Raw genomic sequence first — 14,629 nt, forward strand, 5'->3', positions numbered from 1 at the left:
CGGTGACGGCTTCGGAGAAAAGCGGCAAAAGAGGGGTGGCGAGGTGATCGGCCTTGGGGGTCATCACGCAAGTGAAATCCGGATCGCGTCGGACAGGCGTTAGACATTGGCGCGCTCCTCATCCGCTTCACCCGCAATGCCCAGCACGGGGACCGTGATCGCAGCAAGCTCCTTTGCGGTAAGGTGAATCACCTCATTCATCGTCGCCGACGCTCCGGACAGCAGGGCCGCTGCCTGATCGGGAGTGGTGCCGTGCGATATCAGCATGGCGAAAGCGGCCATCTGTTCGTCTTCGGTCATCTTGTCGGCAGGCATCGCGGCCATGAAATCACCGAACGCGTCGCTTGAGCCAAGCGCGTCGGAGACGAAGCTGTAGACTTGTGCTTCCTTCTCGCCGGACCAGCCAGACCCGGCAACAACCAGCGACAGGATACGATCGGGATGGTCAGTGGCAAGCTTGAGCGCGGTTTCAGCGCCCATCGAATAGCCGACGATGTGTACCTCTTCGATACCGCGCGCAACCATCATCCGGATCACGTCGCCGACCAAATGCTCGCCATAGGCACTTGGATCGGCCGATTTGTCGCTTTGCCCGTGGCCACGGGCATCGAAGGCAAGCGTGCGGAAACCGTCCAGAGGTATCAGCCCGTTCGAGTTCCACAGCGCCGAGGTGCCGGCGAAGGCGTGCAGCATCACTACTGCCGGGCTGGTGCCCTCGTCGGTGTAATGCAGGGCAACGCCGTCAGAGAGGAAGGAGCCTTCTTCAGCAAGCGCGCCAACCGGCAGTGCGAAGAAGGCTGCTGTAGTCAGGGAGAAAATGCGTTTCATGGGTTTACCCTTCGTGCATTGAAATGTTGGGGGACATTGGTCCTAAGCATTCATTTCGCCAAGTTCGGGAAAGCTTTCTCGCCCTCCCGAGCTTCAGTTTTCATGGCCAAACGCTTGCGGCCTTGTCTGCCAGTTTGCCTGACAGAAAGCGGAGTTTGTCTCCGAAAATCATATCCAGCGAGAACGCGATCGGCAGTGCGATCAGAATGCTTTGCCCCCAGGCTTGCAGCCACGTCCACGAGATTCCGAACTCCAAGAGGCTGAACACCCCTGATAGAGCCATGGACATGAAAGACGACATGACCAATGATCCTGAGAGCCGCTGTAGGCGCCCACGATGTGTCATATCAAGCGATCTCTCGCAGGGCCAAAGTCTCGGCCGCAGCGATCAGGTCAGCCAAGGCGTTCGGCTCATTGATGCGCGCGGTCTCCGCATCAAAGGCATCGTAAAAGTTGGGAACGGAAACAGCCGCCTTTAGGTCCACCCCGAAAAACTGGGCCGAGCCCTTCGCTGAAGCCAGCACGCTCCCCGCGCCCCCGGGCCCCGGAGAGGTCGAAAGGTAGACCGTTGGCTTGTCCTGGAACACTTTCTGATCGATCCGGCTCGCCCAGTCGAAGAGGTTCTTGTAGGCGGCGGTATAGGATCCATTGTGTTCCGCGAAGGATACGATCACCCCATCGGCGGAGCCGATCTTCTCGAAGAACGTCTTTGCCGCCGGAGGTTGACCGATCTCTTTCTCAAGATCTTCGCTAAAGATCGGCAGGTCGTAGTCACTCAGGTCCAGGACCTCAATCTCGGCCCCCGGGACCAGCGTCGCGGTAAACCGCGCCAGCGCTTTGTTGATGGAGTTCTTGGTGTTGCTTGCACCGAAAGTCAGGATTTTCATGGGTATTCTCCAGTTTCCGTTTCACAGGTTTTCGTAAATTTCACCGGCCCTGGGCCGCATCGGCATCGCTTCGGGATTGATACAGGCCACGTCTTGTTTCCCTGCCCGAACCGGCTTGGTTGGCATTTCGGACCAAAAAGAGACGCGGACGGCTCAGTCGATGGTGCCAAATTCGCCGGCCTCCTGGGCGGCAATCACCGCGGCCAGTTGGTGGACGTCACGCATCGCGAAGGGACCCTTTTGCACAAAAGGTTCGCGCAAGGGGGCACCGCCGAGGAGCACGGCCTGTCCGCCCTCACTGCTCAGCAACCGAATCTCGTCGGCGCCGTGGGCGGCCAGCGCTGTGTCGCTGCTGAGCCGATGGCGGGTTCCGTCGAGGTCGACCCCGATCTCACCACGGATGAGGTGCAGCCACGTGGCGTCGCCGGGATCGGGGCGATGGGTGAAGCTGCCGTTTGCCTGCAGGGCAATATCGAGGATGGTGAAGGGCATCGCGGGCGGGATTACGCCGACAACACCATTGCTTTTGCCGGTCATCACCCGCACCCGATGGCCCGGACCTTTGATCACCGGCATCTCATCAGCGGGCACATGCCGCGCACTGGGTTCGTCCTGTTTCTGTGCTGCCGGCTGGTTGACAAAGATCTGCAGCGCATGGGTGCGCGAACCGGGGGTGGGCGCCTCGTCATGCACCGCGCCGCGGGCGGCCTTCAGCCAGTAGAGATCGCCCGGTGCCAGTTCGATGTCGTTGCCCAGCGAATCCTTGTTGCGGAAGCTTCCGGTGCTGTCCTCAAAGAGTACGCTCACCGCCGAGAGACCGGCATGGGCATGGGGTCCGAAGGTCGGTGCTGTCATGGTGAAGTGATCAACCATGATCAGCGGGTCCATCAACCCGTCAAGCTGGCGGTGGATGAAGCTGATCGCTTCAAAGTCGTCGCCCCGGGTTATTTTCTCGCCTTGCTGGGACCTGATGATCGCGGCTTGGGACGTGTAGGTTGGTTCTGTGTGTTGAACGGTCATATTCGCCTCCTGTGCTGAATATGGACCTACAGTCGAGACGTTGTTCGGAAAATCCGTTGATTTCGGAACCCTTTGTTCTGTATTTGGAACGACAACTATATTGAGAAGGCAGAGACTATGGACCTCAATCAAGCCTATTACCTGGTGCATGTAGTTGAGAAACAGGGGTTCTCGGCAGCAGCGCGGACGCTGGGCATTCCAAAATCACGGATCAGCCGGCAGGTGAAAAACCTCGAAGAGGCTCTGGGCACGCGGCTCCTGAACCGGGATTCAAGACGAATGTCTTTGACGGAGGCCGGAGAGGCCTACTATCGTCACGCCAAGATGGCGCTTGAATGCATGGTCGCGGCCGAAACGGCGGTGCGCAGGGACAAGGACACGCTGGAGGGCACCGTCACACTGTCCTGTTCGGTCGGGGTTGCGCAGTTCGCGCTTGGCCGGATTCTGCCACGTTTCTTGGCTGAGAACCCTCGTATCGTTCTGCAAATCCAGGCGTCCAACGACTTTTCCGACCTGATCAGCGATGGCATTGATCTGGCCATTCGGGGGCATTTCAAGTTGCTACCCGACTCCGGGCTGATCCAGCGGCGGCTTACCGAGGTTCCCTGGCACCTGTTCGGCTCTCCCGGCATTGCGCACCAAATCGGTCCATCGGCTTCACCTGCTGATCTCGACGGTCTGCCCGGACTTACGCTTGGCTGGCGGCCCGGCGGTAACAGTTGGTCGTTGCAAGGGTCCGACGGGGCCAATGCGTCGGTTCCCTTTGCAACGCGCATGCGCAGCGATGACATGGTCACCTTGAAACAGGCGGCTGCGGCCGGGCTCGGTGTGGTGGCCCTGCCGGTCTACACCTGCACCGAGGATGTCGCCGCAGGGCGGCTGAGCCGCCTCTTGCCGGAATGGACTGCCGGGTTGCCGGAGATCAGCCTTCTGATGCACGGGCGGAGAGGACACCCGCCACAGGTCGACGCCCTTGCCGCGTTTCTGCGCCGCGAGTTGCCGGATGTCATGAACTGTGCCGGCAGCTTGTAGCGTGTTTTCGATCCAACCAACTGGACAAATCCCTCGCTGGCTCTGGAAAAGCTACCCGGCCGCCAACCATTGATCAGAATCCACAAGCGCATTCGCACCGGCCCATGGATATGATGCATCATGGTCGGTGAGGCTGTTCCAGATCTTGCATCAAATATTCGAGGCCACTTCGTTTCACTTTGTCTTCCCGGCAAGGGCGAGCAATGTGCTTGGTCGAGATCTGTTCTGCGCCAAACGACGCAGAGAATCCGGGTTCAGTCCTTCGAGGCGCAGCATAAAATAACAGTGAAGCCCCGTTTTGCACCCGCGCCTTCCTCAAAAAATGCAGCGCAATCCCCTCACGGCGGCAAAGCTCAGCAATGCTGTCCTCGCCTTTAAGGCCGTCCAGCACGATCCTGATCTTCTCTTCGGCTGAATACTGTTTGCGTGTGGCACGATGGATGTCTTTAACGACTTTGTCGCCGTGGCTCTTACGTGTTCCGGATGTCTGTCCAGGTTACAGAAACTCGCCGCTGTGCATGCTTCCGTTCACAACCATTTCAACCTAGAGCGCCATCTCTACTCACGCGGCAATTTCAAGATTAACCGAACCGCCGCTCTCGCCGAGTGGCGCCAACTTTGTTCAGCATAGGTTCTGGTATTTGGCAGCATGCTGAGACTGGTTCGAATTTGTCTGACACAGCCGTCAAGAGGGCTCTGTCAGAAAAAACTGGCTTGAGGTGGGCAGGGCGGTGCCTAACTTGGCTGAATGACAAAAACCAGCCCTTTTCGCTATTCCAAGACGCGCCCCGAGATTATCCGCCTAGCAGTCATGCTCTACGTTCGCTTTCCATATTCGCTTCAGAAAGTCGTGGACATGCTGCACGAATAAGGGATTAATATCAGCCATGAAGCGGTCTGGTTCTGGTGGAAAAGGTTATGTCCCTTGGACATTACACCCAGGCTGTGCGTGGCGGAACCGAGGTCCTCGCCATCCTCGATAGGGCCTATCAGGCATAGTCCCGGAAACACGGGGAGGGGGTGCGACCCTTGGACACTCTTCCAAACCTACCAGCACATTATAAATACTCAGAAAATTTCTTTGGGAAAATTTAAGCCAAACTGCTGGAAAAGGGTGTTCCGATGGATGCTATCGAAATTGTAACAGTGCCCAGCACAGCCGATCCGCTTGCCCGTATTTATGAATTATTGGGGCTTGGTGGCCCGGCTATCGCTGCAATTGCACTACTGTCAGTTGTGGCACTTGCGTTGATCCTCTGGAAGACTTGGCGGCTGGCCGTTCTGGGTGCGTGGAACGGTGGGCCGTGTTTTCGACGAGCCGTGACTCTCTGGGCCGAAGGTCATCAGGATGATGCGCTGGAGTTGCTGAAAGGGCGGTGCACGATCCGCGCGCGACTGGCACGTGCTGCCATGCTCGCCCGTTGTGATCCGTCGCTTGACGACAGTTCCGCTCAAGCGGAAACAGGTCGTGTTGCTCAAAGCCTCCTGATGCAGGCGCGCAGTGGTTTGCGTCCGCTCGAACTGATCGCGACGATTGCGCCGCTGCTGGGCTTGTTGGGGACAGTACTGGGCATGATCGCGGCGTTTCAGGCCCTTCAGGAGGCTGGCAGCCGCGCCGACCCGGCAGCCTTGGCCGGCGGCATCTGGGAGGCGCTTCTGACAACAGCAGCAGGCATGGCAGTGGCAATTCCCGCCTCCGTCGCTCTGACTTGGTTTGACAGCGTGGTCGACCGGTTGCGCCATGACATGGAAGATGCTGCCACGCGTATTTTTTTACGCCCCTTGTCAACGAAGGCGGGCACTAAAGTATTGGCCGCCGAGTGATGTTTTCCTTCGATGTAGCCAGCAAAAGACGCCGACCAAGCCTGACACCGATGATTGACGTGGTCTTTCTACTGTTGGTTTTCTTCATGTTGGCTGCTCGTTTCGGCAATGATATGCAACTTCCGCTCACATTGGCTGGTGGCGACGCAGAGACGGCCTATCAAGGGCCGCCTCGTCTCGTTGATATTCTGCCAGACAAGCTGCATCTGAACGGAAACCCGGTCTCCGCTGATGCGCTGCTGGAAGGCATGGCAAGTCTGACCCAAGCAGAAGAAGACACGATCATTCTGCGCAGCCGTGATGGGGCTTCACTGCAACGGTTGGTCGAGGTGATGCAGCTACTGCGTGAGGCGGGCCATACCGCGCTCGTGCTGGTGGAATAGCGCGATGAAATTTCCCGCCCCCTCCCTCGCCGCGCCACGTGAAAGCATCGTTCCGATGATCAACGTGGTGTTTCTGTTACTAATCTTTTTTCTGATGACAGCCCAAATCGCCCCGCCTGAACCTTTTGAGGTGACCCCTCCGCAGGTAGACGCACAAGACCCTGCCGAAAGCAGCTTTACACTTTATCTTGGGGCCGATGAGCAGTTGGCATACCGCGATGCGAGCGGGTTACAAAACGCGCTCGCTGCTTTGCGCGCGGACCACGCCACTTACTGCGAGAAGACCCCATGTCCGGATGGGCCACCGCCAGTTATCTTGAGGGCAGATGCAACGATGCCTGCCGAGCGTTTGGCATCACTCTTGCCGCATTTCAAAGCGGCAGGGATTGCACAACTTCAGCTGATCACGATTGCTCCATGAGTCGCGCTGTTGAATTCACTATTTTCCTCACCATAGCGGTGGCGGTGCACATGGCGGCTTTTGCCACAAGTGAGAAGGCCGGTGGTGCAAGCTCGTCAGGTGAGGACGGAACGGCGCTGGTCTCGTTGCAAGCCTCAAGTTCTTCGGTTGCGAATATGGTGGCGAAATGGGAGCAGCCTACTGAGATTGTGATGCCACCCGAGGTCTCTCCTCAACAATTCGCGACACCAAACGTGCCGCCTACTATGTCGAACAGGCAAACCAGCAACCCGGCACAGCCGATGCTACCTAGTATGTCTCAGGTTTTGCCAATGCCCACTGAGAACACTGCTTATCAGGTTGTCACCACATCGCCGCAGCCGCCCGAACCACAGGCGCCACAGGCTGCGACGCCTTCAGATACTGCTCCCGTCGCGCGTCCCAACACCCAACCTGTCGATACGCGAGCACAACAGGTGCAGGTGCAAGCTCCGGCCAGCACTGCGCAACGCGCTGCTGGTCAGGGTGGTGGGGCCGCAGCAGGCACAAGCGCATCCGATAGTTCCGCCACCCTAAGCCAAAACCAAGAGCGTAGCCTGCTGGCCAGTTGGGGGGGAGAATTACGCGCCACTATCGAACGTCGCAAGCGCTATCCCGCAGGCGCGCGCGGGGTGTCAGGTACGGTCACGGTCAGACTTTCAATGGGTCGGAATGGCCGGTTGCAGGGTGTTTCAGTTGCCCGCTCGTCAGGTAATAGCTTGCTTGATCAGGCTGCCTTGGAAGCTGTGCGGTCGGCGCGCCGGTTTCCCGCCGCGCCAAGGGGCCTGACACGGCCCAGTTATGTGTTCTCACTACCTATACAGTTCACTCGATAGGGAGGAGCGGCACCATTCAGAATTCGGCTGACACACTCAGGTAAACACTGCGCCCTGGCTCATTCACCTGTACCATTGTCGGGTCAAAGACGTTCGGGCGGTTCAGGTGATTTGCATAGGTCTGATCGGTCAGGTTTGTGACCCCTGCATGAAGGATCGCATTGTCGCTCAGCGTGTATCTGGCGAAAACATCCAGAGTTGCATAACCCGTCGTCGCGTTTGCGTCACGCGACGGGTCAATCCGTGACTGACTATCTGCCCAGTTCACCCGTGCCCCTGCACGCCAGTCCGTCTCACCATAGGAAAGAGACACCGAACCGCTAAGCGGAGGGATCTGTGCAAGCGGTCGATCATCGATCAGATTTATACCATATGTCCATGCCATGTCACCCGAGAGTTCCAAGCCCCCTCGTTGCCAACTTCCATCAAGTTCGAGCCCGACAAGCCGAGCACCAATGTTGCGATAAGTGGTCACGCCGGGCACGCTGAAAGCATCTCGCAGAATGTAGTCATCGACCTGATCGAGATAGGCCGCTGCCCCGACCTGCCAATTTGCGCGGGTGACCTCGACGCCGACGTCAAACTGGTGGTGTTTTTCAGGCGCGATGTCAGGGTTGCCAACCCAATTGTTGCGCGCCATTGCCCGTTCCGTGGCGTCGGATGTGCGGACTGAACGAGACACGCCGACAAAGAGCGTCGCATTGTCGTTAAGCTTTTGTTCAACCCGGGCGAGGGCGCCAAAATTATGTTCCTCGCGGTTGTTGTCGAAGGTCGTGCCGTATTGCGCAGTATAGAAATCGTTGGGTGAAAGGGCTGATCCGCCCGGTACGATGTTGGCGGCATCTGCAGACGCGCTGACATAGTCATACCTGCCGCCGAGTGTCAGCGTGGTTTTAGATGTGAGCATTGTCTCGGTTTCACCATAGAGACCATATTGGGCAATGGTCACATCAGGCCACATCAGAAAACGCGCCAGCGCTGGGTTTTCAGCCGCCACTTGTGCCTGCATGGCGGCTGGCGCGGAATAGAATGTCGCCATTCTGTTGTTGGATTGGAGGTCCGCCCCAATTTTTGCCGTGGTACGCCCGAAATCAAGATGAGCCTCTAGTTTACCACCATAGGTGTCCGAGGTTGAAGGCGTGCGGGCTGCCATCATACCCACTGGCCTTAGCGAGAAATTGTCCATCACGTGGTCAACGGTGCCGAGGTAGGCGTTCACCTCTACCCGCTGCAACACGTCTTGGTTCATCTCCAGACCACCGCGTAGACGCATTACTGTCGTTTCTGACGACGGGCTGTCCATACTAGCACCCGGAAACAAGACATCCTCGGCTTCGTCTCTTTCAATGTCAAAGGCGAGCGATAGCCTTTCACCTACATAACCAAGGGTAACGCCAGCGGTTTGCTGCTGGTACGCACTGCGTACCGTGGCGCCATCGCCATCCACGTAGTTGTCGGCCTCATGATGTTCGGTAAAACCTTCGAGGTAGAAACCTGAACCCAAATCCAGCGCACCGGACAACGCTCCTTCGCGCAGATCAGAGTTTGACGCTGCACCGGCTTGGGTTGACAGGGTCCAGGGTTTGCCGGGATCAAAAACAGGTGCCTCGCGTTCAAGCACGATGGCACCGCCCGAACCGCCGGGCCCATTGGTGACGGTATGATAGCCGCGTTCGATGATCACGCGGTCCGCACGATTAAAGGCGGCGGTAGTCGCTGGCGGATCCATTCGGTTAGGGCAAGCCCCGAATGTGAAGGCGCCCGCGTCAATAATATTTAGCTGGTTTTGCTGCTGGCCCCGGATCACCGGTTCCAATCCGTGGCCACCCATGCGCCCAGAGGTGATGCCGGGTACGGAACGCAGCAGTTCACCCCCGTCAGCAGCCAGATTTAAGGTTCTATCGCGGTGGTTGAATACAAGTCGCGAAGGTCCGGAGGGAGCTGTCGTGTTCTGAACAATGATCGGATCGAGTTGCAGTATTAATTCGGCTTCCGGTAAGTCGGCCGCTTGGGCCAAAGCCGTGGTGGAAAGCGAAGACAGCAGAATGGCGGTCGCGCCAAGGCGCATGAATTGGGGTTTCGACATTTGTCCAACCTCTCTAGAAATCCAGTCTAGGAATGCACCAACCGCCGCCGGAAGTGGCAAGACGGCTAAGCACAGTTAAGCGAAAAGCCACGCGTTAAGCTGGCTTAGACTGTGCGAGGTGGCGCACGGATCGGTCCTGTTCGGCTTTCATGTCGCGAGGTGGCTTGCTTGCTACGTGGTCGCGCTAGCCGCTGACTTCCGGTCGCAAGAGGGAGCACATCACTTTTCGGAGATTGTGCTGACAGACAAATGCCAGTGAGGCAGAAATGACATTCAGCATCGGCGTGATGTGACGGTGTTTCGGGAATTTCCTCTCCGGAACTATCCAGCGTGATTGTCCGCAAACCACCGGCATCGCAGATTACGACCTGCAAACCCTCAGCGGATGCAGCAAAGGCGCCCAGACTAGCCAGTGTCGTCTGCAAAAGCAGTAAAATACCCAGAAACGCCGCCATAGCGGGGCGAAGTTTCTTCTTGGGCAATAAGATATTCGATTCCATGAATTTGTTTTGACTCACAAAAATGTGAGGTGCAAGCCCGTGCGACAAACCGCGCGGAAGAAACGGCGTCAAATCGTCAGCCAGCTAGGCATTCATCAGGAGGTTTTTAGTCAACTTTAGAAGAGTTTTTCGCCATACATGCTCAGTGGTTGATTTTGACCGAGGGGACAGCCCTTTCTCGGCAAGGCGCTTGCAACTCAAGCTCATCGCGTGTACGAGCATTCGAATGCTGATTTCCGGACGGTCGGTCATTTCGCAAATTTTCGCCAATTCTCAAAAACTGACTTTTTCAACGGTATCCGGCGGATTGCCGACACTGGAGGTCGCCAGCGGGGCTGGCCGTTGGGCGACACTACTCCGTGGTCCGCCCATCAAAATGTTCACGGGATGCATCGGCTTCAGCTTTGGTCCGGTGGATTGTGCCTTCGACACGCTCAGGTGGCCCGTAGATCGTATAAAGACGCAACGGTTCCTATCTGGTATTGACGACATTGTGCTTGGCGTCTGCTGGAACGATGACACCGTCATCGGCCTTTACTTGATTGGCCACATCGTCGATCCGGACTTCGCCGCTTCCCGTTTCAAAACGAAAGAACTGATCGCGATCGTCGTGAACTTCTTTGCCGATTTCTTCGCCAGGCTTGAGCGCCATGAGCACCAATTGGATGTTTTTGCGAGTATAGAGAACTTCACGGAAGTTGTCGTTTCCTTCGGTCAGCTTTTCGATGTCGTCTGCAAAACCCTTCATGTCGTCGATCTCCCGTGAACTGTTTCCTCCAGATTCGTCCCTGGACGCGATCATCCCTATAGCGTTTCAGCGAGGGGACCATTAACTTCGATCAACGCGTCGTCTGCCTGTTCCATATATCAAAATAGGACAGAGACAGCGATACCGGAGGTGCCAATGTCCGAAACTCGAGCGAAAGATGACAGGACCACATATATCGATGTTCCTGAAGCCGTTGATGTGTTCGAAACGTTCGACGATCTGCAAGGTGCTTTCTACGATTTGCGGATGTTCGGATTCAGCCGATACGACATCAGCCTCCTCGCGCGACAGGAGGTGCTAGAAGAAACACTGGGCAAGGCATATTGGCGCGCAACCGATCTGGAAGACGATCCCGATGCGCCACGTGCAGCTTTCGTCTCGGAAGAGGCTATCGGCGAATTGCAGGGCGCCATTGCCGGTGGGTTCTTCTTTCTCGGGTCATTCATTGCGTTGACCGCAATGCTTACCCTTGCCAGCACACTTGCGGCATCGATTGCTGCAATTGCCATCGGCGGCAGCCCTGCAGCGGTGATCGGTACTTTGCTGGCGCGTCGCGTTGGCAAACATCACAAGGACTATTACGCAAAACAGATCGAACATGGCGGCATCCTTCTCTGGGTCCGGGTACGTGACAAGGAACGCGAGAAACTGGCCGTCAAAATCATGAAAGGTCACTCTGGGCGTGATGTGCACGTGCATTCGTGGAGCACATGATATGTCCTGCGACGACCTGTAAGAGGCCCTGCGTTTCAGACAGGATGTCAGCATTCGATGCTATCACTACCCTCCAAAGAGATAGCAGTATCCAGTAAAATGGACTCAATGCAGTCATCTGACGGGCGTTGTCACATTAACTTTTCTAAGTCAAAATATCGAAGATTTACCAAATGCGTGTTGTTGAATTTCAAAGACTTACGAAATATTAAGTCCCATCCAAAAGAGGAAACCTGCCGGTTACTGAGTTAATGTGACAAAGCCCTTGAGAAACATCCTTGATGGCAGACAACCGCTCGGCTTGACGTCAGACTGGTGCATGCGCCACGCATTGCCTGCCGACTGGAATGAACAGCGCGAACTGCTCGCAATACTCTGATCCTCGACTTCCCACACTGCTATCGCGGAAACAGCGCCCCCAGACTTCTGCGGAAATAGGGCGCATTCTTGGCTGATGGTACGGTCTGGGGTTGCCCAAGTATCTCACAAGCCACGGTAAACACGCCACTATGTGGCGCGACACTCGTCTGGTCTGGTTTTGAAGAAGTGGTTGGCTGTGCGCCCAGCCTAGAGCGAACCAATCTCGGAGGCAATTTCCCTGCAAACTGGGAAATTGACAGGGAAAACACAGAATTTTGGCCGATTTTTGCGATGCATGCCGAAAATTAGTAAAAGGAAGCAGTGGTTTGTGGGGTAATTACCTAAAAAGGGTGACAGGGAATTGTCATGTGCAGATCAGTGAAATAGGAAGATAGTACAGGGAAAAGTTAGTTGTTCTGCATTGGGTGTATGGCCACTGTTGCCATTCTGAAAAGCTATTTTCAGAACGGGTTCAACAAGAAGCCATTCAATTGTTTGAACTCAAAAAGCATCTGCGCTTACCAAGTTTCGCAGTGATTTCCGTTGAATGTAATCAATTTTCATGAAATGCTAACATTGTGAAGTGAAATTCGAACACAGGAAATGGTTTTCACAGGCATCATGGAAAATAACCAGTTTTCAGGCCCGGTAAGCGTTCTTCAGGAAAACAGGCTGCCAGAAATGGCACTGCCTGTCGGATATGCGGCCCTGATAGATGCGTATGAGCTCCAGGTACCGACGCCGCTCACTCTGAGTGCTATAGGTAAGCGTCATAAAGTCTACACAGAAAATGGATGGCGCATCTATACGCCGCGCCATGAGCCGCGCGCCACGTTTGAGGGGCATCTGGTTTTCGCCCTGAAGTATGAAGGGCTTGATCTGGCTGTCCTGAAACGCCTGTTTGAAGCAGTTTCGCCCGCCGATGTTGAAGCGATCATTCGAGCCAAACCCACCAGCGCCTATATACGGCGTATCTGGTTTCTCTACGAATGGCTACTGGAGCGTGAACTTGATTTGCCGGATGCCAAGAGCGGCACCTACGCCGATATTGTTGATCGTAAGCAACAATGGGCCGTTAAAGGTGAGACATTCAGGCGGCACCGCGTTCGCAATAATTTGCCCGGCACCCGTTCATTCTGTCCGCTGGTCTGGCGCACAGAAAAGCTTGAACGCTTTGTAGAGGCCAAACTTGATGAGCAAGCGCGCGCCGTAGTTGGCAAAATTTCCGCAAATATTCTGGCGCGCACCGCAGCCTTTCTTCTCCTCAAAGATTCCAAATCGAGCTACGCGATTGAAGGGGAGGCCCCGCCGCACAGCCGTATTCAGCGATGGGGCAAGGCGATTGGTGAGGCAGGAAAACACCCGCTCGATCAGAACGAGTTTTTGCGTTTGCAGCGCATCGTGATCGGCAATGAGCGGTTTATACGCCTTGGCTTCCGGGATGAGGGCGGCTTCGTCGGAGATCACGAGCAGGATACCCGTATTCCGCTCCCTGACCATATCAGCGCCCGCCATGAGGATTTGCCTGCACTCGTTCAGGGCATCATTGACTTTGATCAGGGGTATGCTGAGGGTATCAACCCGGTGATAGCCGCCGCCGTTCTCGCCTTCGGGTTTGTCTATATCCACCCCTTCGCAGACGGCAACGGGCGGCTCCACCGATATCTCATTCATCATGTGTTGACAATGCGTGGGTTCAATCCAACCGGTATCGTATTCCCGGTATCCTCTGCAATCCTGGAACGAATAGACGACTACCGGCGCGTTCTGGAAAGCTATTCAGAGCGGCTTCTGCCATTTGTAGAATGGGAGCCGACCGAGAAGATGAATGTGCGGGTTCTGAACGATACGAGCGATTTCTATAAGTATTTCGACGCGACGCTCCATGCAGAGTTTCTTTTCGAGTGCGTTCAGAAAACCATCGAAATTGACCTGCCGGAGGAGGCTGCATTTCTGGTCCGCTATGATCAGTTTAAATCCCGCGTTGAGGCCCTTGTCGAAATGCCGGCATCCACCATCGATCTGCTGTTCAATTTCCTCAAGCAAAATGGCGGACAGCTTTCCAGGCGCGCTCGCAATAATGAGTTTGCCGAATTAACAGAAGGTGAGGTAGCGCAGCTTGAGGTGATCTATCAGGAGAGCATCGTCAGATAAAACCGAGCTGAGGCGGGCACGGCGGTCGTCTGGCTTTGCGGCGTAAAGAAATGAAGCTCTTGCTGCAATTCTGAACCAGCCCTGAGGTCATCCGGCTGGCGGTGATGATGTATGTACGTTTTGCAGTTTCGTTTTGAAATGTTGAGTATTCGCTGACGAGCGTGGCATCGGCACTAGCCACGAGTCCGTCCGTTTCCTGTGTCAAAGGTTCCGGTATGAACGCGCAGTGGCAGAGTTAGATTGCCAACAGAAGCAGTCTCTGCCTGACAGCGTTTTCTACCGCTGCGAAACAGTAGGGTGAGTGTTTGCGTTGTCCGGAACTTTCCGACGTTCAAACAGTGGCAAGTAAAATCCAAATATTGAAAAGTGTCGTGTTGTCGTTTCCCTTCGTTTGCGTGGCAGGAACTCCAGGATTGCCCAAACCAGGTTCATTGATTTGTTTTTCGGGGCTTTCGGGTCCGGAGAAACATAGTGCTTGTCAGGGTTCTTTCCGAGAACGATTTCATTGATGGTTTGGGTTTTGAAGCGAAGTCCCAGTTTCTTTGTTTCGTCGATCATCCAGAGAAGCGGTATCTTGGCAAGCTGGCTTTTTTGCTCCGGGTAGGGGGCTAAGACAAAAGAAGGTGCTCTGCAATATAATACAACCCTTTTAAACTATCTGAATACAGCGTGTTGATTTGCGTTGAGAACTGACCCGGTAGGCCCCTAAATTTTCACTGAGAATTGACCCATGTAACGACGCTACCCTGACGCTTTTGTTCAGGGAGATATGGAGTGATTGACATGGGATTTTTAAG

15 protein-coding genes and 4 pseudogenes are annotated in these 14,629 nt (G+C 55.5%); 11 read left to right on the forward strand and 8 right to left on the reverse strand.

The annotated features are described in order from the left end of the window. Window positions 1-99: 99 nt before the first annotated feature. The 4 genes from J4E70_RS14740 to J4E70_RS14755 all read right to left on the reverse strand — a co-directional run bounded on the left by J4E70_RS14740 (window position 100) and on the right by J4E70_RS14755 (window position 2,735). Window positions 100-828: an alpha/beta fold hydrolase gene (locus J4E70_RS14740; RefSeq protein ID WP_213890407.1), complete on the reverse strand. Its 729-nt coding sequence runs from the start codon at window positions 826-828 to the stop codon at window positions 100-102. Window positions 829-928: 100 nt separating this feature from the next. Continuing rightward, window positions 929-1,174: a DUF2798 domain-containing protein gene (locus J4E70_RS14745; protein WP_213890408.1), complete on the reverse strand. Its 246-nt coding sequence runs from the start codon at window positions 1,172-1,174 to the stop codon at window positions 929-931. Window position 1,175: 1 nt separating this feature from the next. Next, window positions 1,176-1,715, reverse strand: a complete 540-nt coding sequence (locus tag J4E70_RS14750) for an NADPH-dependent FMN reductase (protein ID WP_213890409.1) — start codon at window positions 1,713-1,715, stop codon at window positions 1,176-1,178. 153 nt (window positions 1,716-1,868) lie between these two features. Next, the gene (locus J4E70_RS14755; RefSeq protein ID WP_213890410.1) at window positions 1,869-2,735 is read right to left on the reverse strand and encodes a pirin family protein; all 867 of its coding nucleotides are present in this window, start codon (window positions 2,733-2,735) and stop codon (window positions 1,869-1,871) included. 72 nt (window positions 2,736-2,807) lie between these two features. On the opposite strand from J4E70_RS14755, the gene J4E70_RS14760 reads away from it, so the two are divergent. Then, window positions 2,808-3,767 carry a LysR substrate-binding domain-containing protein gene (locus tag J4E70_RS14760; protein ID WP_213890411.1) on the forward strand — a complete coding sequence of 320 codons (960 nt, stop codon included), beginning with the start codon at window positions 2,808-2,810 and terminating at the stop codon, window positions 3,765-3,767. A gap of 328 nt (window positions 3,768-4,095) precedes the next feature. On the opposite strand, the pseudogene J4E70_RS19765 reads toward J4E70_RS14760, so the two are convergent. Continuing rightward, a pseudogene (locus J4E70_RS19765) lies at window positions 4,096-4,209 on the reverse strand (transposase); the annotation flags it as partial. Window positions 4,210-4,263: 54 nt separating this feature from the next. Here J4E70_RS19765 and J4E70_RS19390 point away from each other — a divergent pair. From J4E70_RS19390 to J4E70_RS14785, 6 genes and pseudogenes are all read left to right on the forward strand, one after another. Further along, window positions 4,264-4,398 (forward strand): annotated as a pseudogene (locus J4E70_RS19390) (IS6 family transposase); the annotation flags it as partial. 117 nt (window positions 4,399-4,515) lie between these two features. After that, window positions 4,516-4,635, forward strand: a pseudogene (locus J4E70_RS19395) (IS6 family transposase); the annotation flags it as partial. A 254-nt stretch (window positions 4,636-4,889) separates the two neighbouring features. Continuing rightward, window positions 4,890-5,591 (forward strand): MotA/TolQ/ExbB proton channel family protein, encoded by a 702-nt coding sequence (locus J4E70_RS14770; RefSeq protein ID WP_213890412.1) that lies wholly within the window; start codon window positions 4,890-4,892, stop codon window positions 5,589-5,591. Then, window positions 5,591-5,974 carry an ExbD/TolR family protein gene (locus J4E70_RS14775; protein WP_213890413.1) on the forward strand — a complete coding sequence of 128 codons (384 nt, stop codon included), beginning with the start codon at window positions 5,591-5,593 and terminating at the stop codon, window positions 5,972-5,974. Before J4E70_RS14770 ends, J4E70_RS14775 begins: the two co-directional genes overlap by 1 nt. Window positions 5,975-5,978: 4 nt before the next feature. Next, complete coding sequence (locus J4E70_RS14780; RefSeq protein WP_213890414.1) at window positions 5,979-6,395, forward strand: ExbD/TolR family protein; 417 nt, start codon at window positions 5,979-5,981, stop codon at window positions 6,393-6,395. Continuing rightward, window positions 6,392-7,249 carry a TonB family protein gene (locus J4E70_RS14785; RefSeq protein WP_213890415.1) on the forward strand — a complete coding sequence of 286 codons (858 nt, stop codon included), beginning with the start codon at window positions 6,392-6,394 and terminating at the stop codon, window positions 7,247-7,249. The genes J4E70_RS14780 and J4E70_RS14785 overlap by 4 nt, the downstream gene beginning before the upstream one ends. A gap of 16 nt (window positions 7,250-7,265) precedes the next feature. Here J4E70_RS14785 and J4E70_RS14790 read toward each other — a convergent pair whose 3' ends face one another. The 3 genes from J4E70_RS14790 to J4E70_RS19720 all read right to left on the reverse strand — a co-directional run bounded on the left by J4E70_RS14790 (window position 7,266) and on the right by J4E70_RS19720 (window position 10,637). After that, window positions 7,266-9,335, reverse strand: coding sequence for a TonB-dependent receptor domain-containing protein (locus tag J4E70_RS14790; protein ID WP_213890416.1), 2,070 nt, complete (start codon window positions 9,333-9,335; stop codon window positions 7,266-7,268). 104 nt (window positions 9,336-9,439) lie between these two features. Then, window positions 9,440-9,835, reverse strand: a complete 396-nt coding sequence (locus J4E70_RS14795; RefSeq protein WP_213890417.1) for a DUF2946 family protein — start codon at window positions 9,833-9,835, stop codon at window positions 9,440-9,442. Between the two features lie 472 nt (window positions 9,836-10,307). Then, on the reverse strand, window positions 10,308-10,637 hold the full coding sequence (locus J4E70_RS19720) for a cupin domain-containing protein (RefSeq protein WP_377609338.1): 330 nt from the start codon (window positions 10,635-10,637) through the stop codon (window positions 10,308-10,310). Window positions 10,638-10,739: 102 nt separating this feature from the next. Here J4E70_RS19720 and J4E70_RS14805 point away from each other — a divergent pair, with 102 nt between their 5' ends. The 4 genes and pseudogenes from J4E70_RS14805 to J4E70_RS19625 form a co-directional block, all read left to right on the forward strand. Further along, complete coding sequence (locus J4E70_RS14805) at window positions 10,740-11,318, forward strand: hypothetical protein (RefSeq protein WP_213890419.1); 579 nt, start codon at window positions 10,740-10,742, stop codon at window positions 11,316-11,318. Window positions 11,319-11,765: 447 nt separating this feature from the next. Further along, window positions 11,766-11,987: a hypothetical protein gene (locus tag J4E70_RS14810; protein WP_213890420.1), complete on the forward strand. Its 222-nt coding sequence runs from the start codon at window positions 11,766-11,768 to the stop codon at window positions 11,985-11,987. 312 nt (window positions 11,988-12,299) lie between these two features. Beyond that, complete coding sequence (locus tag J4E70_RS14815; RefSeq protein WP_213890421.1) at window positions 12,300-13,832, forward strand: Fic family protein; 1,533 nt, start codon at window positions 12,300-12,302, stop codon at window positions 13,830-13,832. 89 nt (window positions 13,833-13,921) lie between these two features. Next, window positions 13,922-14,043, forward strand: a pseudogene (locus tag J4E70_RS19625) (IS6 family transposase); the annotation flags it as partial. Window positions 14,044-14,629 lie beyond the last annotated feature (586 nt).

The organism is Pseudohalocynthiibacter aestuariivivens (assembly GCF_018457175.1).
Lineage (GTDB): Bacteria > Pseudomonadota > Alphaproteobacteria > Rhodobacterales > Rhodobacteraceae > Pseudohalocynthiibacter > Pseudohalocynthiibacter aestuariivivens.